Source organism: Actinoplanes sp. NPDC049668 (assembly GCF_044465445.1).
Classification (GTDB): domain Bacteria; phylum Actinomycetota; class Actinomycetes; order Mycobacteriales; family Micromonosporaceae; genus Actinoplanes.
Window position 1 is genome coordinate 61,704 of sequence record NZ_JBITLR010000001.1, and the last position, 24,446, is coordinate 86,149.

Sequence of the window (24,446 nt, forward strand, 5' to 3'; positions counted from 1 at the left end):
GTTCGCGACATGCAGGCCGGACAATTTGCACTGGACATCATTCAGGGACAGAATGAATGCACAGGAATTCTCTAAGACAATGGCACCGTCACGGGAGCAACTACATCATGGCCAAGCAGGTAATTACCCTTCTGACCGATGACCTCGACGGCGGCGAGGCCGACCGAACCGTCGAGTTCGGACTCGACGGTGTGAACTACACGATTGACCTGTCGGAAAAGAACGCCGGCAAGCTGCGTAAGGCGCTCGACCCCTACCTGGCGGTCGCCACCCGCATCGGCCGGTCGGGCGTCGAGTCCCGGGCCGCCCGGCGCGGCGCCGCGCCGGTGAGCACCGGCCGGGCCAGCCGCGACCAGAATCAGGCCATTCGCGAGTGGGCGAGCAAGAACGGCTACGAGGTTTCCGAGCGTGGCCGGATCCCGACCTCCATCGTCGAGGCGTACCACAGCAAGCGATAGATTCACCCGGCACCGGAAATCGGCGTCGCCGCCCACCGGCGGCGCCGATTTTCTGCTTTATGGGAGGTATGGACATGCCGGTCGTCATCATCACGGGCGCCTCCAGCGGCATCGGCCGCGCCACCGCGCTGCGGCTGGGCCGGCCGGGCACGACGGTGGTGCTGGCGGCCCGGCGCGGGGCGGAGCTGGCGGAGGTCGCGGCCGAGATCGAGGCGAACGGCGGCACCGCGGTGCCCGTGCCCACCGACCTCGCCGACCCGGCACAGATCACCGCCCTGGTCGAGAAGGCCGGCCCGGTCGACGTGCTGATCAACAACGCGGGCCTCGGCGGGAAGGCGTCGGTGCTGATCGACGACGCGGCGGTCACCGGGATGGTCGACGTGAACCTGCTGGCGCCGATCCGGCTCATGCGCGCGGTGATCCCGTCGATGCGGGCGGCCGGATCCGGTTCGATCATCAACATCGGCTCGGTGGCCGGCGAGATCGGCATCGGCGGCGTCTACTCGGCGACGAAGTTCGCGCTGCGCGGCATGACCGACTCGGTCCGCCGGGAGCTCGCCGGTACCGGCATCGGCGTCACCCTGATCGAGCCGGGATACATCGCGACGGAGTTGACGGCCCACCGCAAGAGCCGGCTGCCGGGTCCGGAGATCGTGGTCGACGCGATCGAGCGGGCGCTGCGTCGGCCGCGGCGGCGCATCGTGGTGCCGCTGCGCTACCGCCTCGCGATCGCGGCGGCGAGCGCCCTGCCGCAGATCGCCGACCGCGCCTACGCCGGCAAGGCGGCCCGGTAGGCGCCTTACTCCATTCGCGACGGACCGGGAAACGGGACCAGCCCGGGCATCGCCGCGGAAGACTCCGCGATCGATGCCCGGGTCAGCGATCCGATTCAGACAGGGATCAACCGGGGCGCCTCGGTGAGGGGCCCCCGGCAGGGGCGTCCGCTACAGACGACCGTCAGTAGATGCCGACACCGACGCCGACACCCCAGAGGCCGCCGTAGCTACCGCCGTAGATTCCCCAGGGATTTCCCACCCCGTACCACGGGCGGTAGTAGTTGTAGCCGCCGTAGATGCCGTACCAGCAGTCGTTGCCATTATCCCAGTACCAGTCGCCGGGGTAGGCAACGACAGCGTTGCTGCCACCGCTTGCGGGAGCAGCGGACGCGGGTGCCGAGACGGCGAAGCCCACCCCCGTGGCAAGAAGGGCGCCGGCGAGGAGGAGACCAGTACGTCGCATGACATGTCCTTTCAGATGAGGATCTGACAACCGAAATCCTGACCCGCGCCTCGGACTTTTTCTCGCGTTTGCGGATTTAATATGATGCAGCATTAAACTCGGACATTTGAATGATCTGACCGTTGAGCTCGGTATGTCCTGAGTGGACGAGTCAGGCTGCGGCGAGTGGCATGGGGGCGCGCAGCCAGGCCAGCGCCTCGGTCGGGTCCAGCGGCGCCGAGTAGTAGTAGCCCTGGCCCAGCGGGCAGCCCAACTGCGCCAGCATCTGCCGGTGCGTCGCGTCCTCGATGCCCTCGGCCACCACCGTCAGGTTCAGCGTCTGCGCCAGGCTCACGATGCCCGCGACCAGCGCATGCTGCTGCGCACTGCCGATCATGTCGTCGATGAACGTCTTGTCGATCTTCAGGACGTCGATCGGCCGCTGCCGCAGGTAGCTCAGCGACGAGTACCCGGTGCCGAAGTCGTCGATCGCGATCCGGACGCCGAGATCCTGCAGCACGGCGAGGTCGGCCCAGATCTGTTCGTCGTCGCCCATCAGCAGGGTCTCGGTGATCTCCAGCATCAGCGCCTGCGGCGGCACGCCGGCGTACTCGAGCGAGGCCCGGACCTGCTCGACGAAGCCCTGCTGGCGGAACTGCCGGACGGAGACGTTGACGCTCACGTACGGCTGCCGGGCACGCGGCAGGATGCGGCGCCACTGCGCGACGGTGTGCAGCGCCTGGTCCAGCACCCAGCGGCCCATCGGCACGATGAGCCCGCTCTCCTCGGCGACCTCGATGAACTGGTCCGGCGCGATGACGCCGCGCGACGGGTGGTGCCAGCGCACCAGCGCCTCGAAGCCGACCGCCTCGTCGGTCCCCAGGTCGACGATGGGCTGGTACTGCAGCAGAAAGTGACCCTCGTTGACGGCGTGGTCCAGCGCGGAGCGCAGCTCGAGCCGCTGCACCATGACGTCGTGCAGGTGCGACTGGTAGCGCCGCCACTGGTTCTTGCCGGCGCCCTTGGCCACGTACAGCGCGAGGTCGGCCTGGCGCAGCAGCGCGTCGGCGGTGTCCGCCTCGGGCGTGGTGGTGATGCCGATGCTGGCCATCGCCTGCAGCGACTCGCCGTCGACGACGATCGGCTCGGCCAGCGCGGCCAGGATCCGGGCGGCGGTCTCCTCGACCGCGCCGGGATCCTGCACGTTCTCCACCAGCGCGGCGAACTCGTCGCCGCCGAGACGGGCGGCGGTGTCGTCGGCGCGCAGCGCGCCGGCGATCCGCGCGGCGACGGCGATCAGCAGCTGGTCGCCGACCGCGTGACCCAGCGTGTCGTTGATGATCTTGAAGTCGTCCAGGTCGATGAAGAGCACGCCGACCACCGCGCCGTCGCGGACGCCGCGGGCCAGGGCGTGCTGCAGCCGGTCGGCGAAGAGGACCCGATTGGCCAGGCCGGTCAGCGAGTCGTGGAACGCCTGGTGGGTGAGCTCGCGCTCGAGCTGGCGGCGCTCGGTGACGTCACGCAGGGTGACGACCAGCCCGGCGACGGTCTGATCCGCGCGCAGGTCCCGGCAGTGCATCTCCAGCATCACCTCGGTGCGCCGGCGCCCCACCGCCCGGAAGTCGAGCCCCTGCTGGGTGCCCGCGCCGCCGCGTACGGAGGCCAGCACGTCGGCCAGCCGGAGCCGGTCGCCCGGGTGGATGATGTCCGGCAGGCACACGCCGACCGGCTCCGCCCCGAGCACGTGTACGGCCGACGGGCTGGCGTACCGCACCCGGTCCTCGTCGTCGACGATCAGGATGACGTCGGAGGTGTTCTGCACCAGGGTGCGGAAGTAGGTCTCGCTGTTGCGCCTGGTCACCTCCTCGCTCAGGGCGATCCGCTCGAGGGCGAGCGCGACCTGGGTGGCCAGCACCTCCAGCGCCCGCTGCAGGCCGCGCAGGGCCCAGCTCGGACCGCCGACGTGCAGCACCCCGACGAGCGGGTCGCCGTTCGGGCGGTCCTTGAGCACCAGCGGGCAGCGCAGCACCGTGTTGAACTGGGTCAGCCGGACCGCGACGGCCCAGTCGACGTCGCGGGTGGCGACGAGGCGGGCGGCCGTGCCCGTGCTGCGGTCGTGCGCGGACTGGGCTGCCGCCTCGGGCGAGACCGGGTGCTCGGGTTCGGTGAACGCCATGGCGAGCACCACCCGGTGCGGCACGTCCGCGGGCAGCAGCTCGGCCACCGCCGTGCGGACCGCATCGCCGACCTCGTCGGCGTCGGCCGCCGAGACCAGCGCGGCCGAGGCGCCGCGCAGCCCGCGCTCGCGGGCCATGGCCTGCTGATGACTCGCCATGACGCCGGCCATCCGGGCCAAGACCAGCAGGAACGTGCAGGCGCTCAGCACCGCGACCACGTTGAGGTCGAACACCCCGCCGTCGAGGCGGGCCTGGAACACCAGCACGGCCGGCGCGGCCAGCGAGGCCAGCGCCAGCAGCGCCAGCCGGATCCGGCCGAGCTCGGTCGAGGGCGCCGCGGCGGGCCGGGTCAGCTCGGTCATCGACGCGCTCAGGGCGGCGAGGCCGGCGGCCGCGTACAGGGGAATCCGCCCGAAGGCGGACAGGAAGGCGACGTCGTCGCGGAAGGAGACCAGGGTCGCGACGTCGGTCAGCAGCAGCGCCAGGATGCCGGCGGCCAGCCAGAGCGCGGCCCGGCCGCCCCGGCCCGGCGTGGTGAGCAGCCGGGTCAGCAGGGCCAGGCAGACCAGGTCGCCGACCGCGAACGCGATGGTGACCCACCGCTCGACCGCGGACAGGTCGGCGTCGCGCAGGTGCGGGCCGATCACGAACGTCCAGGCGAGCAGTGCCATGCCGGCGGTGAGGGTGAGCGCGTCGAGCAGGCCGCCCCGGTCGCGCCGCCCGCCGGTGCGCAGCCGGACGAACCAGAACAGCGTCACCGCCAGCAGCGGGCGGGCCGCGAGCAGAAGGCCGACGCCGATCTCGTCAAGGTTCGCGAGCACGCGCTCGCCCGCCGGGCCCGCCCTGCTGGCGGCCGTTCCGGTCGCCGAGAAGGCCACCGCGACGGCGAGCAGATGCCAGGGCACGCGCGAGTCGGGCCGGTGCCGGCGGATGCCGACGGCGATGATCAGGATCGCGACGAGGCCGGCGATCAGGAGCAGGGGCAGCTGCCAGGCCGGCGCGGCGTAGTGTGCCCCGCCGAGCAGGACCATCCCGGCGCCGAAGAGGGCGGCCGCGAACTTGGTCGGCATGCGGCTCCTCTCCCGAAAAATCCTCCGACGCTGCCCCCTGATCGGTCCCCGGCACGGTCAACTGAGCAGAATCGGTGTGTGTCCACCGACTTCGTGCGCGCCAACACGCGCCTCTCGCCCGTGCCCTTCCTGCCCGAACTCGTCCTGCACCAGGCCGAGGAGCCGATCGAGCTCTGGGAGCGGACGGAGGCGGCGGGCGCCGAGCAGCCTCCGCCGTTCTGGGCGTTCGCGTGGGCCGGCGGCCAGGCGCTGGCCCGGCACCTGCTCGACGACCCGGACCTGGTCGCCGGCCGGTCCGTGCTGGACCTGGCGACCGGTTCGGGCCTGGTCGCGGTCGCCGCCGCCCGCGCCGGGGCGCGGCCGGTGACCGCGAACGACATCGACCCGCTCTCGCTCGCGGCCGCCGAGGCCAACGCCCACGCCAACGGCGTCCAGGTCCGGACCGTCGAGGGAGACCTTCTCGAGGCCGGGTACGCCGAGGCCGACGTGATCCTGGCCGGCGACGTCTTCTACAGCCGCGAGATGGCCGGCCGGGTGCTGCCGTTCCTGCGGCGGGCCGCGGGCCGGGGCGCGCTGGTGCTGGTCGGCGACCCGGGGCGGGCATACCTGCCGATCGAGGGGATGGTCCTGCGCAGCTCCTACGACGTGCCGGTGATCGAGGCGCTGGAGAGCGTGCCGGTACGCCGGACGAGCGTCTGGCAGGTGGTCATCGACCACCGGTAACGTCGGTGTTGCCGTTCGCCCGTACCGTCTGGATGCAGGAGCGCCATGGACCTCAACAGCGATCTCGGCGAGGGCTTCGGCGCCTGGCGGCTCGGCGACGACGACGCCATGACCGACGTGGTGAGCAGCGCAAACATCGCCTGCGGGTTCCACGCTGGCGACCCGCGGACCCTGCTCGAGGTGTGCGAACGGGCGGTCGCCAAGGGCGTCGTCATCGGCGCGCAGGTCGGCTACCGGGACCTGGCCGGCTTCGGCCGGCGCTTCATCGACTACGAGACCGCCGACCTGGTCGCGGACGTGATCTACCAGCTCGGCGCGCTGGACGGGCTGGCCCGGGCGGCCGGCGACCGGGTGCTCTACGTCAAGCCGCACGGCGCGCTGTACAACGCGATCGTGCACCACGAGGGGCAGGCGGCGGCGGTGGTCGACGCCGTCCGCCGCTACGACCCGGACCTGCCGGTGCTCGGCCTGCCGGGCTCGGTCTTCCTGCACCTCGCGCACGAGGCCGGCCTGCGGGTGGTCCGCGAGGCCTTCGCGGACCGCGGCTACCGCCCGGACGGCACGCTGGTGCCGCGCCGCGAGCCGGGCGCGCTGCTGCACGACCCCGCCGAGGTCGCCGAGCGGATGCTCCGGCTGGCGAACGACCACACGCTGGTCGCGGTCGACGGCAGCGTGATCAAGATCGAGGCCGACTCGATCTGCGTGCACGGCGACTCGCCGGGTGCGGTCGAGATGGCCCGCGCGGTGCACGACGCCCTGGCCGGCGCCGGCGTGCCGATCGCCGCGTTCGCGACCACGGTGCCATGAGATTCCTCCGCTGCGGCCGCGAGGCCGTGCTGGTCGAGGTCGACGACCTGCCCGCCGCCCTCTCGCTGTACGCGGCCCTGCGCGCGGCCGCCCTGCCCGGCGTGGTCGACCTGGTACCCGCGGCCCGGACGGTGCTGATCCACCTCGACCCGGCGGCCACGTCACCGGCGGCGATCGAGCGGGCGACCGCCGGGCTGCCCGTCGGCGGCCCGGACCCGGCCGGCGCCGGCGCGGTCGAGATCCCGGTGCGGTACGACGGCCCCGACCTGGACGACGTCGCCGCGCACACCGGGCTGACCCGGGAGGCGGTGGTCGCCCTGCACACCGGGTCGGCGTGGACGGTGGCGTTCGCCGGCTTCGCGCCGGGCTTCGGCTACCTGACCGGCGGCGATCCCCGCCTCGACGTGCCGCGGCGTGACTCGCCGCGTACCCGGATCCCGGCGGGCTCGGTCGGGCTGGCCGGCCGGTTCTCCGGGGTCTACCCGAACGACAGCCCCGGCGGCTGGCAGCTGATCGGCAGCACCACCGAGCGCATGTGGGACCTCGACCGGCCGGAGCCGGCCCTGCTCGCGCCCGGCGTCAGGGTGACCTTCCGGGCGGTGCCGGGATGACGGTGACCATAGTGCGGACCGGCCCGTTGACCGTGCTGAAGGACCGCGGGCGGGCCGGCCACGCCGGGCAGGGCGTCGCGCCGTCGGGTGCCGTCGACCGGACGGCCTTCGCCCGCGCGAACGCCCTGGTCGGGAACCCGCCGGACGCGGCCGTGCTGGAGTGCACCCTCGGCGGCCTGCGGGTCCGCTTCGACCACCCGGGCACCGCCGTGCTGACCGGCACCGACGCGGTCCTCTCGGTCGGCGGCGACCGCGCGGGGGTCGAGGAGGTCGTCGAGGTGCCGGCCGGCGCCGAGGTCACCGTGACGATGCCGCGCCGGGGCCTGCGCAGCTACCTCGCGGTCCGCGGCGGCTTCGCCGTCCCGCCGGTCCTCGGCTCGCGCTCGACGGACCGGCTGACGGGCATCGGCCCGCCCCGGCCGGCCGCCGGCGACGTGCTGCCGGTCGGCGCGGCGCCGCCGGTCGGCGCGGCGCCGCCGGGCGGCCTCGGGACCGGCGCCGTGGCCGCGCGCCTCGCGACCCCGCCGGCCGGCGCCGACGCCGAGCCGTGGGAGGTCGATCTCGGGCCGCGCGCGGACTGGTTCACCGCGCAGGCCGTCGAGACCCTGCTCGGCGCGGAGTTCACCGTCTCCCCCGCCGCCGACTCGGTCGGGCTGCGTCTCACCGGGCCCGCACTGTCCCGGTCCCGCACCGAGGAGCTGCCCAGCGAGGGCGTGGTCCGCGGCGCGATCCAGGTGCCGCCCGACGGGCAGCCGATCATCTTCCAGGCCGATCATCCGGTCACCGGCGGCTATCCGGTGATCGCGGTCCTGACCCCGGCGGCGGCCGACCGGGCCGCGCAGGCCCGCCCGGGCAGCAAGGTCCGCTTCACCGTCGCGCCCGACACCCGGCCCGACTGATCAACCGCCCGGGGTCGCGGCGCGCAGGAGGCCGGCGCCCGGCCTGCTCACCTCGGCGCGGCCGCGGCGCGGAGGAGGCCGGCGCCCGGCCTGCTCACCTCGGCGCGGCCGCGGCCCGGAGGAGGCCGGCGCCCGGCCTGCTCACCTCGGCGCGGCCGCGGCGCGGAGAAGGCCGGCGCCCGGCCTGCTCAGCTCGGCGCGGCCGCGGCGCCGAGCAGGTCGCGCAGACCGAAGCCGTCCTCGACCACGGCGTCCGGCTCCGGCCGGCCCGCCGCGCCCTCCCGGTCGGTGCGCGGCGAGCGCATCAGGATCGCCGCGGTCACGCCGGCGCGCCGGGCGCAGGCGATGTCGCGCCGCCGGCTGTCGCCGACGAACCAGCACTGCTCGGCCGGCACCCGCAGCTCGTGGGCGGCCCGCCGGATCATCTCCGGGTTCGGCTTGCGCACGCCCGCCTCGTCGCTGTAGACCTGCGCCGCGAACAGCCCGCCGACCCCGGCGCCGGCCAGGAAGTCCCGGTGCGCCGCGCCGCACAGCGTGTTGCTGACGACCGCCATCGGCAGCCCCGCCGCGCGGGCCGCGCCCAGCGCCTCCGGAATGCCGGGGCGCAGCGCCCACTCCGGCGACCGGGCCCACTCGTAACTCAGCGGCGTCGCCCGCCGGCGTACTGCCTCCCGGGCCGCAGCGGGCCAGCCCGCCGTGAGGAACCGCCCCCAGGCCTCGGCGTGGGTCAGCTCCTCCGGGTGGTCCTCGTCGCGCCACGCCGCGTACGCGGTGGCGCCCGCGACCAGCGACCGTTCGATCTCGTCGGGCGCCGGCGCACCGCCGGTCAGGTCGCCGAGGCGCCGGACCAGCCCGGGTGGGGCCGGATGCCGGCGGGGCGAGTCGGCGAGCACGCCGCCGAAGTCGAGGAGCAACGCACGGGGACCGGGCAGCATGCCCACGAATCTATCGAGAGTCGTCGGCCCGCAGGGTCCAGGCGCGTACCCCGCCGACGATGCCCGCCGTGTTGGGCACCACCACCACGTCGTCGCCCATCCGGGCCAGCTGGGTCGGGGTGATCAGGCGGGAGTTGCCCCCGCCCAGGTAGATGCGGTCCCAGAGGAAGACCGGGCGCAGCCCGTCGACCACGTTGCGGACCCGGCGGGACCAGAGCGCGTCGCCGAGCCGACGCCGCTCGGGCTCGCCGATGTAGGTGTCGTAGCTCATCCCCCAGCGCACCGGCGCCTGCGACATCTCCAGGTGCGGTGCGAGCTTGCCGCCGTCGAACAGCGCACAGCCCAGCCCGGTGCCCAGGGTCAGGACCAGCTCGCAGCCGGTGCCCGCGACAACGCCGGCGCCGTGCACCTCGGCGTCGTTGAGCACCAGCGTCGGCAGCCCGAACGCCCCGGCGAGGGCGGTACGCGCGTCGAAGCCGTGCCAGGCGTGCACCAGCTCGGGGTCGACCTTGGTCCGGGGCCCGCTGCGGGTCACGTAGTGCGGCGTGGCGACCACCACGCCGTGCCGCAGCATGCCCGGCATGCCGACGGTGACCCGGTCCGCGCTCGGCAGCCGCGCGCCGAGCTCCAGCAGGGTCTTGACGAAGAGGTCGGGCGGCAACGGGTACGGCGTCGGCACGCGCAGCGGCTGCGCCCGCATCGTGCCCGCGTCGTCGAGCACCGAGCCCTTGATGCCGCCGCCACCGCAGTCGATCGTCAACGTGAAGGCCACGCCCAAGTGTGCAACGACCGAACGCAGTGCGAAACCTAGAACCTCGCGAAGGAGCGGACCGGCATCCGCGGGCCGAACCGGGGCGCGCCGATCCCGCCCGCGGCGAGCAGCTCGCACACCCGGCCCCGGTGCCCCCGGAACGGCTCCAGCAGCTCGAGCATCCGCTCGTCGGTGCCGCGCGCCTCGCCGGCCAGGCTCCAGGCCACCGTGTTCGGGATGTGGAAGTCGCCGACGCTGACCGCGTCCGGGTCGCCGTACGCGGTGCGGACCACCTCGGCGGCGGTCCACGCGCCGATGCCGGGTATCGCGGTCAGCCGCCGGGTCGCCTCGGCGCTGTCGGCGCACCGTTCCAGCCGGTCCGCGACCAGGGCGGCGCGCTGGAGCGCCTGGGTGCGCCGCTGCTCGACGCCGAACGGGTGAAAGGCCCAGTACGGCGTCGCCGCGACGGCCTGCGGGTCCGGCGGCAGCAGCAGCCCGGCCGGGCCCGGCGCCGGCTCGCCGAAGTGTTTGATCAACGCCCGGTACGCCCGGTGCGCCTCGACCCCGGTCACCTTCTGTTCCAGGATCGCCCGGATCAGCCGGTGGAAGATCTGGCCGGTCGCGGGCAGGCGTACCCCCGAGAAGGTCCGGGCCAGGCGGGCGACCAGCTGGTGCGACGCGGCGAGGGCGGGGAAGCCGGTGAGGTCGTCGCGCAGGCCGGCGATCGCGTCCGCGCGCTCGACCAGCCAGGCCGCGCCGGGCCCGTGCCCGGTCGCGGTGAGCTCCGCGCCCGCGCGGGCGAGGTGCAGGGACCCGGGACCGTCGGGGGTACGCGCGGCGAGCCAGAAGTCGCCGTCCGAGAGCGTGCCGCACGGGTCCTGGCGGACCGCGAGCAGGGTGCGCAGGGTGCGGTGAAAGTGGTAGCCGTCCGGCGGGCTGAGCCGGCGGGTCCTGGTCACCCGGCCACTCTGCCACTTTCCGGCCCCGGCACCAACCTGCGCCGGGTGCGCCGCGGGTGGGCTCAGACATGCCGATGGCCCTGACCGCGCTCCCGGTCAGGGCCATCGGTGGGGTTTGGCGGACACCCGAGTCGGTCCGCGTCACCCGGTGGCGGAGCTGCGTAGCTCGGCTCGAGAGTGGTACCGCGCCTCCTTTCGTCAGCCGATTCCTTACTCGAGCCGCCTGCCGCTGCTTGCCGTCCTCAGGGGGGTGGACGGCGGCCGGTTCCGACGGGGGGTCCCGCGCGGGGCGGCGTCACCTCGGCGACGCGGCCCCACGGGGGTTCGGACCCGGTTGCGGCAGGGGCTCCGTACTCAGTTGTTGTTGTTCTGGTTGTTGCCGTTGTTGTTGTTGCCGTTGTTGTTGTTCTGGCCACCCTGGTCCTGCTGGCCCTGGCCCTGGTCCTGGTCGTCGTCGTTGTTGCCGCCGCCACCGACCTGGATGCGGACCGCGTCGAACGCGGGCGTCTGGTTGGCGCGCTGCATCATCGGGATGCGGTGCGAGCCGTCACCGGCCCACGAGGCGCACTGTGCGGTGCCCTCGGCCGGAATCCCGGCGACCTGGATGGTGACCACGTCCGGGGCGGCGCTACCCCGCTGGTCCTCGGTCGCCACGAAGAACGCGGGGACCGGAGCCGGGTCGGGTGCCTCGGTGGTGCTCGCCAGCAGGCGGCAGGCGGTGTGGAAGTGACCGCGGACGAGACCGCCCTGCAGCACCGAGCTCTCCACGTAGTAGCCGCCCTGGCCGGCCGCGAGGAAGCGGTCCCGGATCAGGTTGCGGGTGCTGACCCGCAGGGTGAACGGCGTGTTCGGCTCGACCTGCGTGGGCGCCTCGACGATCAGCAGCGACGGGTTGTTCTCCTGCGAGCCGACCTCACCGAACTCGGTGGAGACGCAGCGGTTGCCGTTCTGGAAGCCGTCGTGCGGCGTCAGCTGGCTGCCTTCGCAGCTGTTGGCCAGGATGCCGAGACCCGCGCCGGGGGGCGGGGTCGCGGCGCCGCCGCCGTTGTTGCCGCCGTTGTTGGCCCCACCGTTGTTGCCACCGTTGTTGGCACCACCGTTGTTGCCACCGTTGTTGGCACCACCGTTGTTGCCACCGTTGTTAGCGCCACCGTTGTTGCCACCGTTGCCGGCCGCGGTGCTGGCGCTGCTCGACGGCGCGGCGGTCGCCCCGCCACCGTTGTTGGCACCGCCGTTGTTGTTGCCGGCGTTCTGCATGACCCACTGCCGGCAGCGGGACCGCATCTGAGCGGTGGTCGCCACATCGCCGGCGCCGTCGTCGGCGTGCTGGGTCACCCGTCCATTGTTGGTGGTGTAGGTGCCCTTCCGGGTCTTCGTGGAGAGCCTGGTGGAGTTCGGCGCCTGGAGGTTGTTGCAGGCGGCCAGAGCACGCTGGGTGGAACGCTTGGTGCTCGCGTCCGATACCTGCGTGACGGTGACGATGCCGCCGAAGGCAACCAGGGTGGCTACCGCGGCGATGATCCGGCGCCGACCGGTGAACCACTTGGAATACTTGGATTCGCGCCGGTACTGCGACCTTCGCATGGTGACACCTTTCTCTGTCGCACACTTGGCGGGCGGTGGAGCAGCCGCCTGGGGGTGATGCCGTACGGCCTGGTCGGCTGGCCAGGTCGAGACCGTCCGCGGGCTATCGCGTCCGGAAGATGCGCATGGTGGTGACCACACCGGCGACGAGCGCACCGGCGAGAACGAGGAGGATCACTGAGGTGCTCACGCCCGGGATGCCGTTGGCCTCCGCGGCGGCGAGCATCTGGTTGTCGACCGGCACCGGGCCACCGCCCGGCGCCGCGGCCGGAGCCGGGGCCGTCGGCAGCGAGCCGTAGTCGACGATGCCGCTGCTCTCCAGCAGCGTCATGTGGGTCATGACGAACTGGTTGGTCTGCTGGGCAAGCTTGCGGACCGAGTCGTTGCGGGTGCTGGCCCGGATCGTCGCGATGGCCGGGAAGATCTTGCCGTGCGCCGCGCGGAGCCGGTCGATGAAGATCTGGTCGAGCTGCTGCGGCGTCGGCGCGTTGCGCATCTCGTTGAGCCAGCCCTCCTGATCCCGGTTCGGCTCGTTCGGCAGCGCGATGCCCAGCTGCTTGGCAACGGCGAGGTCGAGCTTGTCGAGCGTGACGTGCTGCGCCGCGATCGACCGGCCGACCTCCGCGACCCGGGGGTCCTCCGACCGCTCGGCCGCCATGTTGCCGGCCGGGATCTCCCAGAGCCCGGCGAGCCGGACCTTGATCACGAAGTCACGGTCGGCGGCGCTGACCACCCCGGTGCCCTTCGTGGTCAGTCCGGTGTTCGGCGGCACCGGGACGGGGACGTCGGCGCGGGCCATGCCGGCCGGAGCCAGCAGGAACGCCAGGACCATCGCCAGGGTGCCCACCAGCCAGCGCTGAAGCCGGCGTGAGGAGCAGGCGGCAATCATCTTTCACACCTCCGACGATGGGTTCGGGAAGAAGCTAGGAGAGGAACTTCCCGTAAAGCAATTGGAATGCGGAACACTTAGGCCCGACTTAACGAGAACTTATGGACCGAATTCCCTCGCGTATGTGGCCGGTCACCGCCCGGATTGGCGTCGACCGGCCGCACCGCGAGGCGTATCTCAGTAGCTGTAGTCGGAACCGGCGCTGTCGCTGCCCGCGTCGCCGCTCGAGTCGGCCTCGTCGCCCTCCGCGGGGGGAGCGACGGCCTTCGACGGCGCCGGGAGACAGGTCAGGTTCTTCTTGCCGGCGGGGGTGATGACGAACCACTTCTGCCCGACGTTCTGGCCCTTCCACTGACCCGGCTTCTTGTCACCGATGTAGGTGTAGACCGGCCAGTCGTCGATCGTCAGCTGCAGCGTGCCGTCCTCGCGGGTCACGGTGCCGACGGCGTCGGCGGCCACGCCCTTCAGCTTCGGCTTCTCGCCCTTGTTGACCATCGCGGGCGGCCAGACCTTGGCGCAGTCGTCGTTGCAGTTGGAGACGACCTCGGGCTTGACCTTGTCGTCGTCGAAGCGGTAGAGGACGAAGCCGTCCTCGTTCTGCACCGTCTCGCCCATCCGCTTGACCTTGGTGGCGTTGAGCTCACCGGTGGTCTCGTCGTCGCTCAACTCGGGGGCGTCGGCGTCGCCCGCGGCGGCCGCGTCGCCCTCGACCTCGGCGCCGGGCGAGGGGCTCGCGGCAACGTCGACGGCGTTGGCGGCCGGCTGGGCGCCGTAGTCGCTCGCGGTGTCCACTCCCGCCGGGGCGCAACCGGTCACGGCGAACGCCGCCGCGATAGCGGCGCCGACGACCATCAACTTTCGCTTCTCCGGAACCACGGTGTGCCCTCCAACTGGATTGTCCATCTCAGCGTTCGGGCAGTAGTACGCGTCCGGGCCGCCCGCGGTTGAAGTATCGGCCCATGAAATTCCCAGATTTTTGATTGAACCGAACGACCCCGCGGTACGTAATTGAGCGGCCCGGCGACACGCTTATTGCACAGCGTGGCGATGCCATTCACGCGGGGTGATAATGCGCCGATAAGCGCCGGGCTAATAGACGCCGAAGCCCGGCAGCGCACTCGCTGCCGGGCTTCGATCGTGCTCTGCGACCGGGATCAGGGAACGCGGACCAGGGTCTCGGTCGCGCCCTTGTCGTCGATCGACTGGATCTGCAGGTGGGCGATCTCGTCGCGGGGCAGCGCCGTGGCGGCCTGGAGCAGCAGCGGCGCCGGCTGTGCGGCCGTGCCCCAGCCCTTGTCGCCGACCTGCCACGTCGACAGGACCTCGGACGAGCCGTCGGTGCGGACCGCCACCAGCCGGCAGGTCAGCGGGCCCTTGATGTTGGAGACGGCGAAGGAGACCTGAGTGCCCCAGTCCTTGGGCTCCAGCCCCACGTCGGCGCGGACGGCGGACCGGGCGTCGGTGCCGCCGAGCCGCTCGCCGGGCAGCTCGGTGCCACCGATGCCGACGCCGCCCTCGGCGAACGGCAACGGGTCCAGCTGCGTGCTGGAGCGCTGCGCCTGGGTCGGCGGGGAGCTCTGGTCCGGCGCCAGCCACTGGCCGCCGGCGAACAGGGCGCCGATCGACAGCATGGCGAAGACCACGACCGCGGCGGCCAGGGAGTAGAGCCGCCGGCTGTTCGCCCGCCGCCGGTCCTGCTTGACCTCGACGATCATCTTCTTGAGCATGAGGCCGTCGCGGCGGGACTGCTCGGTGGCGACCAGCGCGTCGGCGTCGACGTCCGAGAGGATGTCCACGACCGGCAGCATCGACTCGAGCTCGATCGCGCAGGTCGCGCAGTCGATCAGGTGGTCCTCGAAGCGTGCGGCGTCCCGATCGTCGAGCACGCCGAGGGCGTACGCCGCGACGTCGAAGTGTTGTTCCTGTGTCATTCCGTCACCCCCCGCTGCTGCAGAGCCGTACGCAGGGCCCGCAGGGCGTAATACACGCGAGACTTGGCTGTGCCCAGTGGCAGACCGAGAACCTCGGCCGCCTCCGGGACGGTCTTGCCGCGGAAGTACGTCTCCACCAGGATCTCACGGTGCGACTGGCTGAGCGTACGCAGCGCATCGGTGACCGTCATGAGCTGCAACACCCGGTCGGTGTCGTCGGCCGTACTCGGGAAGCTCTCCAGCTCCCGGTCGTAGGTCTCCGGCGGCCGCGCGCTGACGCTGCGGTGATCGTCGATGGCGATCCGCCGGGCGACGGTGACCAGCCAGGGGCGCAGCGACTGCTGGCCCTGGGCGCCGAGCCGGTGCGCGTTGCGCCAGGCCCGCAGCAGCGTCTCCTGGACGATGTCCTCGGCCCGCTGGCGGTCGCCGCCGGTGAGCCGGAGCACGAACATCAGCAACGGGCCCGCATGCTCCTCGTAGAGCATCCGGACGAGCGTGTCTTCGTGGCTCGCCGCCTCCGAGGTAGCGCCATGCCGGGCCTGTCGTGGAATCACGGCATCATCATTATCCGCACCACGGCCTCCGTCGAGAGCCTGCCAACCACCGCCGGACCGCTGCTGCGTCATCGCGCACACCCTGTCCGCCGTGGGCCGCTCCATGACCAACGCATGCATCGAATCCTCCAGCCGGTGCTTTCCCCGTCGCCTGTCATACGGCCACGAACCCCGGCCGGGATCAAAGCGAACGGGAAAATTTCCGGGAGCCCCAGGGGCCGGCCGGCAGGGCGGAGCAGTTGCAAGAGGTTCCTCCGGGTCCAAGCCGCGGGGGGCCACGGCTTTCATTCATAGACACCGATTTGTACTCGGGGGCAGGCGAATAATACTCAGCAACCACCGGCCGTCGACAGACGTGCGGTGCACACTCCACCCGCAAAGCGGATGCAACACCAGCAACCGGTGCCTCAGTGGTTACAGAAAGTCACGAAAGCCGGGAGCGCGCGGTGGCCAGGGTCAGCGCCCGGTGCAGCACCCGCGCGTCGCCCAGCAGGCCACGCAGCCGCCGCTCAAGACCCGCGATCGGTACCAGATTCTGGGGTGCCCGCGGATCCTTGTAGGCAGAAGAGGCAAAGCGGGGCAGAACGGCCGATGAAATCTCGGCCAGCTCCACGGCGGCCTCGGCGGGCAGGTCCGGCGAGCACTCCACCCGGACGATCCCGGACCAGGGCGCGCCGGACGCACCGGGCAGCCGCAGGTACCAGGACCAGCCGCCCCAGACGGTGCCCAGCTGGAAGACCGGGGTCCGCTGCCCGGGCCGCAGCGACGTCACCACGGGCGTCAGCGCGGCCGGCAGGTACTGCTTCTGCTGGGTCTTCACGTATCCGATGGTCCGCGGCAGCTGGCGACGGTTCCGCAACGGCCCGTCGACCACCAGCAGGTCGGCACCGTCGGAGCCGCCGTCCCGGGCCGCGCCGGAAATATCGATCTCCAGGGCCGTCAGCGGCGCCTGCACGGCCGCGGGCAGCTTGCTCGCCTCGCCGGTACCGCTGACCCGGTGCACCTCGTACAGCACCGATCCGGCGCGCAGGTCCGAGGCGCTGGGCGAGGCGGTGAACAGCCCGCGGGCCACCCGGGCGCCGACCAGCTCCGCCACCCCGTTGCCGAGGTCACACCGCACCACCCCGGCGGCGTAGGAGGCGGCGAGCCCGGCGTACGACAGGCCGTCGTCCTCGGCCGTCCAGAGTCCGGCGTCGTTGCGCCGCACCCCGTCCACCAGGAACACTACGTCCGGGCACCGGACCCCGGGCGCGACATCGATCGGCGCCCATTTCGCGGCCGGCACCTCGACGTCGGTGTCCACCTGCGCGCTGCTCGGCGAGGCCGGGCCGTCGGACGACTCGCCGCCCTCGAACGACGCACCGTAGGACGGGTCCCAGGCGTCGACGAACATCCGGGTCACAGACCAACCCTCTCCACGTAGGCCGTCCGGGCGTCCTTGTGCACCTCGAAGCGGACCGGCACCCGGTCCGCCAGCGCGTTGACGTGCGTCACCACGCCGACCATCCGGTCGCCGCGGGCCGCGAGGTTCTCCAGGGTCGCCGCCACCACGTCCAGCGTCGCCGCGTCGAGGGTGCCGAACCCCTCGTCCAGCACGATCGACTCCAGGCTCGCCGCCGTGGTCGACATCCCGGCGAGCTGCTCGGAGAGGGCGAGCGCCAGCGCCAGCGAGGTCTGGAACGTCTCGCCGCCGGACAGCGTCCGCACGCCGCGGCGCAGACCCGCGTCGTGGTGGTCGACGACGAAGAACTCACCCTTGTCGTGCATCAGGTCGTACTGTCCTCCGGTCAGCTCGCGCAGGATCCGCGACGCGCCGTCGACCAGCAGATCGAGCGCCTCCTCGAGCAGCCAGCGCTCGAAGTTGTTGGCCCGCAGGTGCCCGGCGAGGGCCTTGGCGACCCGGCCCTCCCGCAGCAGCGCGGCCCGCTGCTCGACGAACTCGCGGGCCTGCTCGCGCCGCTCGACCAGCCGCTGCCAGGCCGCGCCGGCCCGCTCGGCGGCGACCGCGGCGGCCCGGATCAGGTCCGCGTCGGCGCCGCCGGGCGGCGCGCCGAGCCCGGCGCCGGTGAAGAGCTCCGCGACGGCGGCCCGGGCACGCTGGGTCTCGGCGTGTGCCGCCTCGACGGCGGCGACGGCCTCGGCGCGGGCCTGCTCGCGCTGCCGCGCCGAGTCCCGGGCCCAGCCGGCCAGCGCCGACCAGGCCGCGGCGAGGTCCTCCCGGTCGGCCGGCGGCGGCGCGAACCGGGCCACCCCGTCGCGCATCGCGTCGAACGTGCGCCAGGCGGCCCGCTGCTGCTCCTCGGCCGCGGTGACCGCCGAATGCGCGTGCCGCTGGGCCTCCCGGGCCGAGCGGACGGCCGCGCCGGCCTCGTCCAGCTTGCGCTGCAGCCCGGTCAGCTCCGCGAGCCGGCGCCGCAGCGCCTCTACGCCCGGCGAGTCGGCCAGGGCGGCGCGCACCTCGTTCAGCCGGGACCGGTGCTGCTCGAGCTGGGCCCGCTTGCGGTCCACGCCGCGCTCGAGCTCCCGCGCCACGGCGTCGCGCTGCCGGAACGCCGTGGAGGCGACGTCCGCGGCCGCCCGGGCCGCCTTGCCGGTCCGCTCCGCCGTCTGCACGGCCGAGCCCTCGGGCGTCGGCGGCACCTCGGCGACCGGCTGGGCGCAGACCGGGCAGTCGTCCCCCGGCGCGAGCACCGCGCGCAGCGCCGCGGCCCGGTCCAGCGTCTGCGCCTCGGCGTAGTCCAGCCGCGCCTGCTCCAGCAGCTGCTCGGCGCCGTTGTGCGCGGCGCGCGCCAGGTCGGCGGCGGCGACCGCGTCCTTGTACTCGACCTCGGCGACCGACGCCTCGCCCGCGAACCACTCGGCCTGCCCGATCAGCCGGTCGAGCTCGACGTGGCGGTCCAGCAGCAGGCCGAGCGAGCCCGCGTCGCCGGCGGCCGCCAGCTCGCCGCGCACCTTCTCCTCGCGCTCCTCGGCGGCGTGCACGGCGTCGGCGGTCTCGGCGGCGCGGGCCCGGGCGGCGGCCGCGGCCTCGGCGACCTTGGTGCTGCCGGCCGGCACCTTCACCCGGGTGAGCGCGGCCAGCTCGCCGGCGATCGCGTCGCGGGTGGCGGCGAGCCCGGCCTCGGTGTCGCGGACCGCGTTCAGCAGCGGCACGGCGCGCTCGACGGCCAGCGTGAGCTCGCGCATCGCGGCCAGGCGCGCCTCGGCGGCCGCGACCGCCTCGTCGTCGGCGTCGGCGAGCCCGGCGAGCATCTGGTCGACGGCGGCCAGTCCGGCCTCGGCCTTGCCGGCCCGCGCCGACGCCTTGGCCTGCACCTCCTCGTAGACGTGCAGGCCGAGCAGGTTGACCAGGATCTGCTGGCGGGTGGCCGGCTTGGCGTGCAGGAAGTCGGCGAACTGGCCCTGCGGCAGCACCACGCAGCTGGTGAACTGCTCGTAGGGCAGCCCGACCGCCTCGACGATCGCGGCGTCCATCTCGGCCGGCGTGCCGGCGAGCACGTCGCCGAGGTCCTCGAGGCTCATCCCGGTGTCGAGCCGGGTGACGTCGAAGCCGGGCGGCATGAGCTGCAGCCCCGCGCCGGCGGTCTTGACGTTGCCCCGCCCGTCGCGGCGTACCACCCGGGTGGCCACGTAGCGCGAGCCCGCGGACTCGAAGACGAGCCGCACCCGGGCCTCGTTGGCCGAGGGGGCGAGCGCGTTCACGATGCCCCGGGTGCCGCCCCAGCGCGGCACCGTGCCGTACAGGGCGAAACAGATGCCGTCGAGCACGGTGGACTTGCCCGAGCCGGTCGGCCCGACCAGCGCGAAGTAGTCCGCGTCGGTGAAATCGATCGTGGTCTCGTCCCGGAACACCGTGAACCCGGCCAGATCAAGCCGCAGGGGCCTCACGCGCTGCTCACCTCGTCGTAGAGCTCGTCGAAGAGTTCGCGGACGCCGTCCTCGGCGTTGCCGCGGCTGTCCAGGTAGTCGCCGAAGAGCTGGCGCGGCGAGCGGCCGGCGCGCTGCGCCATCCGCTCGCCGGCCCGGTCGGGCACCATGTCGGGGTCGATGCGCACCTCGAGCGCGTGCGGCAGCAGCTCCTGCACGTCCTCGCGCAGGCCGACCCGGGGCGTCTCCCGGACGAACACCCGCAGCCAGGCATCCGGCAGGTTCACCGTCGCGAGCTGGTCCAGCGAGCCGCGCACCGTGCGCAGCGTCTTCGCCACGGTCACCGGCACGTCGCGGACCTTGGCCGCCTTGTCCGCCGCGACCTCGACGATCGCCACGGAGCTGACGTTCTCCTCCTCGCCGAAGTCGACGGCGAGCGGGCTGCCGCTGTAGCGCACCGGGCAGGGGCCGATGACCTGCTGGGAGCGGTGCAGGTGGCCGAGCGCGACGTAGTGCGCGCCCGGCGGGAAGACCGTGGCCGGCACCGCGTAGCCCATCACCGTGTGCGCCTCGCGCTCGCCGCCGCCCGCGCTGGCGCCGACGACGGTCAGGTGCGCGGTCAGCAGGTTGACCACCCCGGGCTCGCCGAAGTCCTCGGCGAGCCGGGCGATCAGCCGGGCGATGTGGTCGGCGTAGGTCTGGCTCGCCTCGGCCGCGGTCAGCTCGTACATCTCGACGGCGCGGATCGCGAACCGCTGCGAGAGGAACGGCAGGGCGGCCAGCCGCCAGCGCTCGCCGCCGGCGGTCGTGCCCGTGATGATCAGGTCTTCGGGCTTGTCCCGCACCGAGCCGCGCAGCGTGATGCCGGCCGCGTCGGCCCAGGGCCGCAGCGCGTCCAGGGCCTGGCCGTTGTCGTGGTTGCCGCCGATCGCGACGATCTCGGCCCCGGTCTGCCGCAGCGCCGACAGCGCCCGGGTGACGACCCGCACGGAGTCGGGCGACGGTGCCGCGGTGTCGTAGAGGTCGCCGGCGATGATGACCAGGTCGGGCCGCTCGGCACGGGCGATCTCCACGACCTGGGCGAGCACCCGGATGTGTTCCTCGTGCCGGCTCCGGCCCTTGAGAACCTTGCCGACATGCCAGTCGGACGTGTGCAGGATGCGCATCGCAGAACCCTAACGCCTGTTTCGAATTGGATGACCGGGCCGGAAACAGGGCTCAGAACGGGATGTCGTCGTCGGCTGACCCGGCCCGGCCGCCGACCACCACGAACGGGTCGACGCCCTGCACCACCGAGCGCATCGCGTCCGCCGGCGGGGGCCCCGACTCGGACTTGCGGGTGGCCCAGGCCGGGAAGGGGAACTCGACGCAGAGCGGCACCGGGATGTCCGGCTGGTTGACGAACATCGTGCCCGGCCGGGCCAGCAGCGCGCGCTGGCGCATGGCCGGCGGCAGGAAGCCGTACTCCGGGCGGGACGCCTCCGCCGGGTCCAGGCGGCCGACCACCCGGATCGCGGAGTTCGTCACGATGCGGCGCTCGACCTCGCTCGCCGTCTGCTGTGCGCCGATCAGGATCACGCCGAGCGAGCGGCCGCGCTCGGCGATGTCGAGCAGCACCTCCTTGATCGGCGACGAGCCCTCGCGGGGCGCGTACTTGTTCAGCTCGTCGAGGACCACGAAGAGCAGGGGCCGGCCGGTGCCCGACTTCTCCTTGTCGTCGAACTCCGTCTTGAGCGTCACGCCGACCACGAAGCGCTGCGCGCGGTCCGGCAGGTTGTGCAGGTCGACGACCGTGACCTGTGCGCTCTCGGCGGTCTTGATCTGGTGCGGGCGCCGGCTCGCCAGGTCGCCGCGGATGAGCCGGGCCAGGTCCCGCTTGCTGCCGATCAGCCGCCGGGCGAACGCGTTGACGGTGCCCATGTTGATCGCGCTGCCGGCCCACATCGAGCGGGTCTCGTCGTCGGTGAGCTGGTCGACGACGTGGTCGACCAGGTCGCCGTACGACGACAGGCGCCGGCCGTCGATGCTGATGCCGCCCTCGGCGGGCAGCGCGTGCCGGGCCAGGTGCGCGGTCACCGAGTGCACGACCATCGTGTACTGCTGGCGCTCGTCGTCGGCGTCGGCGAAGACGTAGGGCAGTAGGCGCTTGGCGCAGAACTCCTCGAGGGTCCAGTAGAAGCTGTCCACCCCGGTGAGCCGGCTCTGCACGTCGGGCGCGCCGGAGGAGTCGCCGGCGCGCGGCGGCGCGTAGACCCGGACGTCCGGGAACGGGGTCGCCGGCAGGCCCAGCTTGGCGTAGGCCGCCGTGGTCGCGGCGTCGAGCCGGGTGTTGGGGTGGTCGAGGAAGAGCAGGTCCTCGCCCTTGACGTTGAAGATCAGCGCGCGGGCGTTGACCGCGTCGCCGCCCAGCTGCCCCGAGCGGAAGACCGAGTAGAGCAGGAAGGTGGCGAAGCTGGTCTTGGTCGCGACGCCGGAGATGCCGGAGATCGAGACGTGCGCGCCGCGGGTGCCGTCGAGGAAGTCGGCGTTGAGGAAGACCGGCACGCCGTCGCGGCCGGTGCCCATCGGGACCCGGCGCTCCATCCGGTCGAAGTGCAGGGCCGCGTCGCGGGCGCTGCCGGATGCCCGGTGCACCACCGCGCCCGGCGCCGGCGGCACATAGAGCTCCGGGTCGACACGGGTGGTGGTGATCTCGGCGGCCTCCTGCACGAGGGCGGGCAGGGTGCCGTCGGCGATGGCGAAGACGTCGGAGTCGAACTGCGCGCCCTCGTGGCGGGCGCGCACCTGCGTGACGACGCCCGCGATCGTGACGGGCTCGCGGTCGGGCAGCTCGCGGCGGGTCACCACCACGTCGTCTAGCTGCAGGTAGCTGCCCGGCGTGACCGCCGTCCAGAACTGCAGCGGGGTGGCATCGGCGGTGCCGAGGACACGCCCGACCGGTTCGTTGACTTCGGCTGGTTCGTCAGACACGCCGATCATGTTGCACCAGACGTATGACATCCGACGGACGGCGCGTCGGTTGGCATGCGTTGTCCACAACTTCTAGGGGTCATCCACAGGTTTGTCCACAACTTCTAGCGGCTGCGGGCGTACCGGAGGAAAAGCATGTCCTTATCGGCCAGGACGCGGCGCAGCGACATCTCCCGCGGCGGGGTGCCGGGCCCGGCCGCGATGCGGCCGGCGCCGCCGCCGACGAGCCGGGGCGAGACGGTCAGGCAGAGCTCGTCGACCAGGTCGGCGGCGATCAGCGCGCCGAACAGCCGCGGGCCGCCCTCGCAGAGCAGCTGCGTCGCGCCCCGGGCGTGCAGCGCGGCGACCGCCGCGGCCAGGTCGACCGCGGTGTCTCCGCAGGTCAGGACGTCGGCGACCGGTGCCAGCGCGGCCCGGCGCTCGGGCGGGGCGCCGGCATGGGTGACCACCAGCGGCCGGATCGGCGCGTCCGCGAAGACCAGCTGCGCCGGATCCAGGTCGAGGGCGCCCGAGACGACCACCATCAGCGGGAACTCGGCCAGGCCCCGGGACCGGCGCCAGTCGCGGGCGGCCGGGTCCAGGCGCAGCCCGTCGTAGTTCTCGGTGCGGACCGTGCCCGCGCCGACCACCAGCGCGTCGCAGACCATGCGCAACGAGTCGAAGACCAGCTTGTCGCCGGGCCCGCCCAGGGCGGCGGACTTGCCGTCCACGGTCACGGCGCCGTCGAGGCTGGCCACGAAGTTGACCCGCAGCACCGGGTCGGCGCTGCGCGGATAGGCCTCGACGAGGTCGGCGTCGGTTACGTCGATCACGGCCCCGGCGGCCCGGTCACGGGCGGCGTCGGCTTCTCGGGCCGGTGCTGGCAGTCGCACCACGACCCGCCCCGGCACTCCTCGTGACGTCGCTCCCGGCACGCGCGGCAGATCATATGCAAACCCTAGCCGCCCCAGCATGGTCAATTCTCCGGCCACGGGAGAGACATCGGCGGATCCGCGGGCGATAATGCCCGGATGACCAGGCAGCCCGTCCGCTCACCGGGGCGACCGACGCTCGACGCCGTCGCGGCACGCGCGGGGGTCGGCCGTGGCACCGCATCCCGAGTCCTCAACGGGTCGACGCAGGTCAGCCCGCAGGCGAAGGCGGCGGTCGAGGCCGCGATCCTGGAGCTCGGCTACGTGCCGAACCGGGCGGCGCGGTCGCTGGTCACCCAGCGCACGGACTCGGTGGCCCTGGTCGTCTCGGAGTCGCAGGAGCGGGTGTTCGGCGAGCCGTTCTTCGCCGGCGTGCTGCGCGGCATCAACGCGGCGCTGCTCGAGACGCCCCTGCAGCTGTGGCTGGCGATGGCCGCCTCGCCCGGGCAGCGCGAGCGGGTCGAACACCACCTGACCGGCCAGCACGTCGACGGCGTGCTGCTGCTCTCCCTGCACGACGACGACCCGCTGCCCGCGGTGCTGCGCGAGCGCGGCATGCCGTTCGTCTTCGGCGGCCGCTCCACCCGCGCCGTCGAGGGCGACTTCATGGTCGACGTCGACAACTCCGCCGGCGCCCGCAAGGCGGTCGAATACCTGCTCGGCAACGGCGCCCGGCGGGTCGCCACGGTCGCCGGGCCGCAGGACATGGAGGTCGGGCGCGAGCGGCTGGCCGGCTACCGCGCGGCCGTGAGCGGCCCCGGGCTCGTCGAGTACGGCGACTTCAGCGAGGCCGGCGGCGCCCGGGCGATGCGGGCCCTGCTGGAGCGGGAGCCGGACCTGGACGCGGTCTTCGCGGCGTCCGACCTGATGGCCAGCGGCGCGCTGCGTGCCCTGCGCGACAAGGGCCTGCGGGTGCCGCAGGACGTCGCCGTCGTCGGGTTCGAGGACGCGCCCGTCGCCCGGCAGTGCGAGCCGCCGCTGACCACGATCCACCAGCCCGTCGAGGAGATGGGCCGGCGGATGGCGGAGCTGCTGGTGTGCCGCATCCGCCGCGAGCCCGTCGAGAATTCACACGTTCTGCTCGACACCCATCTCGTCCGTCGCGCCTCCGCCTGACCTGGCCTAACCTGGA

22 protein-coding genes are annotated in these 24,446 nt (G+C 73.1%); 7 read left to right on the plus strand and 15 right to left on the minus strand.

Features of this window, described 5'->3' with window-relative positions; all coding sequences use genetic code 11:
- Positions 1–107 precede the first annotated feature (107 nt).
- Together ACIBSW_RS00290 and ACIBSW_RS00295 are read left to right on the plus strand one after the other, a co-directional pair.
- Positions 108–458, plus strand: a complete 351-nt coding sequence (locus tag ACIBSW_RS00290; RefSeq protein ID WP_354723811.1) for an Lsr2 family protein — start codon at positions 108–110, stop codon at positions 456–458.
- Between the two features lie 74 nt (positions 459–532).
- A complete protein-coding gene (locus ACIBSW_RS00295) occupies positions 533–1,252 on the plus strand; it encodes an SDR family oxidoreductase (protein ID WP_354723809.1) in 720 nt (239 codons plus the stop codon).
- A gap of 163 nt (positions 1,253–1,415) precedes the next feature.
- Here ACIBSW_RS00295 and ACIBSW_RS00300 read toward each other — a convergent pair whose 3' ends face one another.
- Together ACIBSW_RS00300 and ACIBSW_RS00305 are read right to left on the minus strand one after the other, a co-directional pair.
- Positions 1,416–1,697: a hypothetical protein gene (locus tag ACIBSW_RS00300; RefSeq protein WP_354723807.1), complete on the minus strand. Its 282-nt coding sequence runs from the start codon at positions 1,695–1,697 to the stop codon at positions 1,416–1,418.
- Positions 1,698–1,848: 151 nt separating this feature from the next.
- Positions 1,849–4,923, minus strand: coding sequence for an EAL domain-containing protein (locus ACIBSW_RS00305; protein WP_354723805.1), 3,075 nt, complete (start codon positions 4,921–4,923; stop codon positions 1,849–1,851).
- A 78-nt stretch (positions 4,924–5,001) separates the two neighbouring features.
- Between ACIBSW_RS00305 and ACIBSW_RS00310 the strand changes: the two genes are divergently transcribed.
- The 4 genes from ACIBSW_RS00310 to ACIBSW_RS00325 are packed head-to-tail and all read left to right on the plus strand — an operon-like array spanning position 5,002 to position 7,963.
- A complete protein-coding gene (locus tag ACIBSW_RS00310) occupies positions 5,002–5,646 on the plus strand; it encodes a 50S ribosomal protein L11 methyltransferase (protein WP_354723804.1) in 645 nt (214 codons plus the stop codon).
- Positions 5,647–5,691: 45 nt separating this feature from the next.
- Entirely contained in the window at positions 5,692–6,453 is a 762-nt protein-coding gene (locus ACIBSW_RS00315; RefSeq protein ID WP_354723802.1) for a 5-oxoprolinase subunit PxpA, read from the plus strand.
- Positions 6,450–7,064, plus strand: coding sequence for an allophanate hydrolase subunit 1 (locus ACIBSW_RS00320; protein WP_354723800.1), 615 nt, complete (start codon positions 6,450–6,452; stop codon positions 7,062–7,064). Before ACIBSW_RS00315 ends, ACIBSW_RS00320 begins: the two co-directional genes overlap by 4 nt.
- The gene (locus ACIBSW_RS00325) at positions 7,061–7,963 is read left to right on the plus strand and encodes a biotin-dependent carboxyltransferase family protein (protein ID WP_354723798.1); all 903 of its coding nucleotides are present in this window, start codon (positions 7,061–7,063) and stop codon (positions 7,961–7,963) included. Before ACIBSW_RS00320 ends, ACIBSW_RS00325 begins: the two co-directional genes overlap by 4 nt.
- A 188-nt stretch (positions 7,964–8,151) precedes the next feature.
- Here ACIBSW_RS00325 and ACIBSW_RS00330 read toward each other — a convergent pair whose 3' ends face one another.
- The 13 genes from ACIBSW_RS00330 to ACIBSW_RS00390 form a co-directional block, all read right to left on the minus strand.
- Positions 8,152–8,898: an HAD family hydrolase gene (locus ACIBSW_RS00330; protein ID WP_354722165.1), complete on the minus strand. Its 747-nt coding sequence runs from the start codon at positions 8,896–8,898 to the stop codon at positions 8,152–8,154.
- 10 nt (positions 8,899–8,908) lie between these two features.
- Positions 8,909–9,670, minus strand: coding sequence for an ROK family protein (locus tag ACIBSW_RS00335; protein ID WP_354722166.1), 762 nt, complete (start codon positions 9,668–9,670; stop codon positions 8,909–8,911).
- A 35-nt stretch (positions 9,671–9,705) separates the two neighbouring features.
- Complete coding sequence (locus ACIBSW_RS00340) at positions 9,706–10,608, minus strand: DNA-3-methyladenine glycosylase family protein (protein ID WP_404799181.1); 903 nt, start codon at positions 10,606–10,608, stop codon at positions 9,706–9,708.
- A 354-nt stretch (positions 10,609–10,962) separates the two neighbouring features.
- Positions 10,963–12,192 carry a Pecanex-like protein 1 gene (locus ACIBSW_RS00345; protein WP_354722167.1) on the minus strand — a complete coding sequence of 410 codons (1,230 nt, stop codon included), beginning with the start codon at positions 12,190–12,192 and terminating at the stop codon, positions 10,963–10,965.
- Between the two features lie 103 nt (positions 12,193–12,295).
- Complete coding sequence (locus tag ACIBSW_RS00350; RefSeq protein ID WP_354722168.1) at positions 12,296–13,081, minus strand: DUF4142 domain-containing protein; 786 nt, start codon at positions 13,079–13,081, stop codon at positions 12,296–12,298.
- A gap of 177 nt (positions 13,082–13,258) precedes the next feature.
- Positions 13,259–13,933 (minus strand): hypothetical protein, encoded by a 675-nt coding sequence (locus ACIBSW_RS00355; RefSeq protein WP_354722239.1) that lies wholly within the window; start codon positions 13,931–13,933, stop codon positions 13,259–13,261.
- Between the two features lie 302 nt (positions 13,934–14,235).
- Positions 14,236–15,012 carry a zf-HC2 domain-containing protein gene (locus ACIBSW_RS00360; protein WP_354722169.1) on the minus strand — a complete coding sequence of 259 codons (777 nt, stop codon included), beginning with the start codon at positions 15,010–15,012 and terminating at the stop codon, positions 14,236–14,238.
- Entirely contained in the window at positions 15,009–15,686 is a 678-nt protein-coding gene (locus ACIBSW_RS00365) for a sigma-70 family RNA polymerase sigma factor (RefSeq protein ID WP_184990500.1), read from the minus strand. Before ACIBSW_RS00365 ends, ACIBSW_RS00360 begins: the two co-directional genes overlap by 4 nt.
- A 304-nt stretch (positions 15,687–15,990) precedes the next feature.
- Positions 15,991–16,968 carry a hypothetical protein gene (locus ACIBSW_RS00370; protein ID WP_354722170.1) on the minus strand — a complete coding sequence of 326 codons (978 nt, stop codon included), beginning with the start codon at positions 16,966–16,968 and terminating at the stop codon, positions 15,991–15,993.
- Entirely contained in the window at positions 16,965–19,454 is a 2,490-nt protein-coding gene (locus ACIBSW_RS00375; protein ID WP_354722171.1) for an SMC family ATPase, read from the minus strand. Before ACIBSW_RS00375 ends, ACIBSW_RS00370 begins: the two co-directional genes overlap by 4 nt.
- Positions 19,451–20,599 carry an exonuclease SbcCD subunit D gene (locus ACIBSW_RS00380; protein ID WP_354722172.1) on the minus strand — a complete coding sequence of 383 codons (1,149 nt, stop codon included), beginning with the start codon at positions 20,597–20,599 and terminating at the stop codon, positions 19,451–19,453. The genes ACIBSW_RS00375 and ACIBSW_RS00380 overlap by 4 nt, the downstream gene beginning before the upstream one ends.
- A gap of 52 nt (positions 20,600–20,651) precedes the next feature.
- Complete coding sequence (locus ACIBSW_RS00385) at positions 20,652–22,412, minus strand: ATP-binding protein (RefSeq protein WP_354722173.1); 1,761 nt, start codon at positions 22,410–22,412, stop codon at positions 20,652–20,654.
- A 95-nt stretch (positions 22,413–22,507) separates the two neighbouring features.
- Positions 22,508–23,215: a pyrimidine reductase family protein gene (locus tag ACIBSW_RS00390; RefSeq protein ID WP_354722174.1), complete on the minus strand. Its 708-nt coding sequence runs from the start codon at positions 23,213–23,215 to the stop codon at positions 22,508–22,510.
- Between the two features lie 198 nt (positions 23,216–23,413).
- Between ACIBSW_RS00390 and ACIBSW_RS00395 the strand changes: the two genes are divergently transcribed.
- Complete coding sequence (locus ACIBSW_RS00395) at positions 23,414–24,430, plus strand: LacI family DNA-binding transcriptional regulator (RefSeq protein WP_354722175.1); 1,017 nt, start codon at positions 23,414–23,416, stop codon at positions 24,428–24,430.
- Positions 24,431–24,446 lie beyond the last annotated feature (16 nt).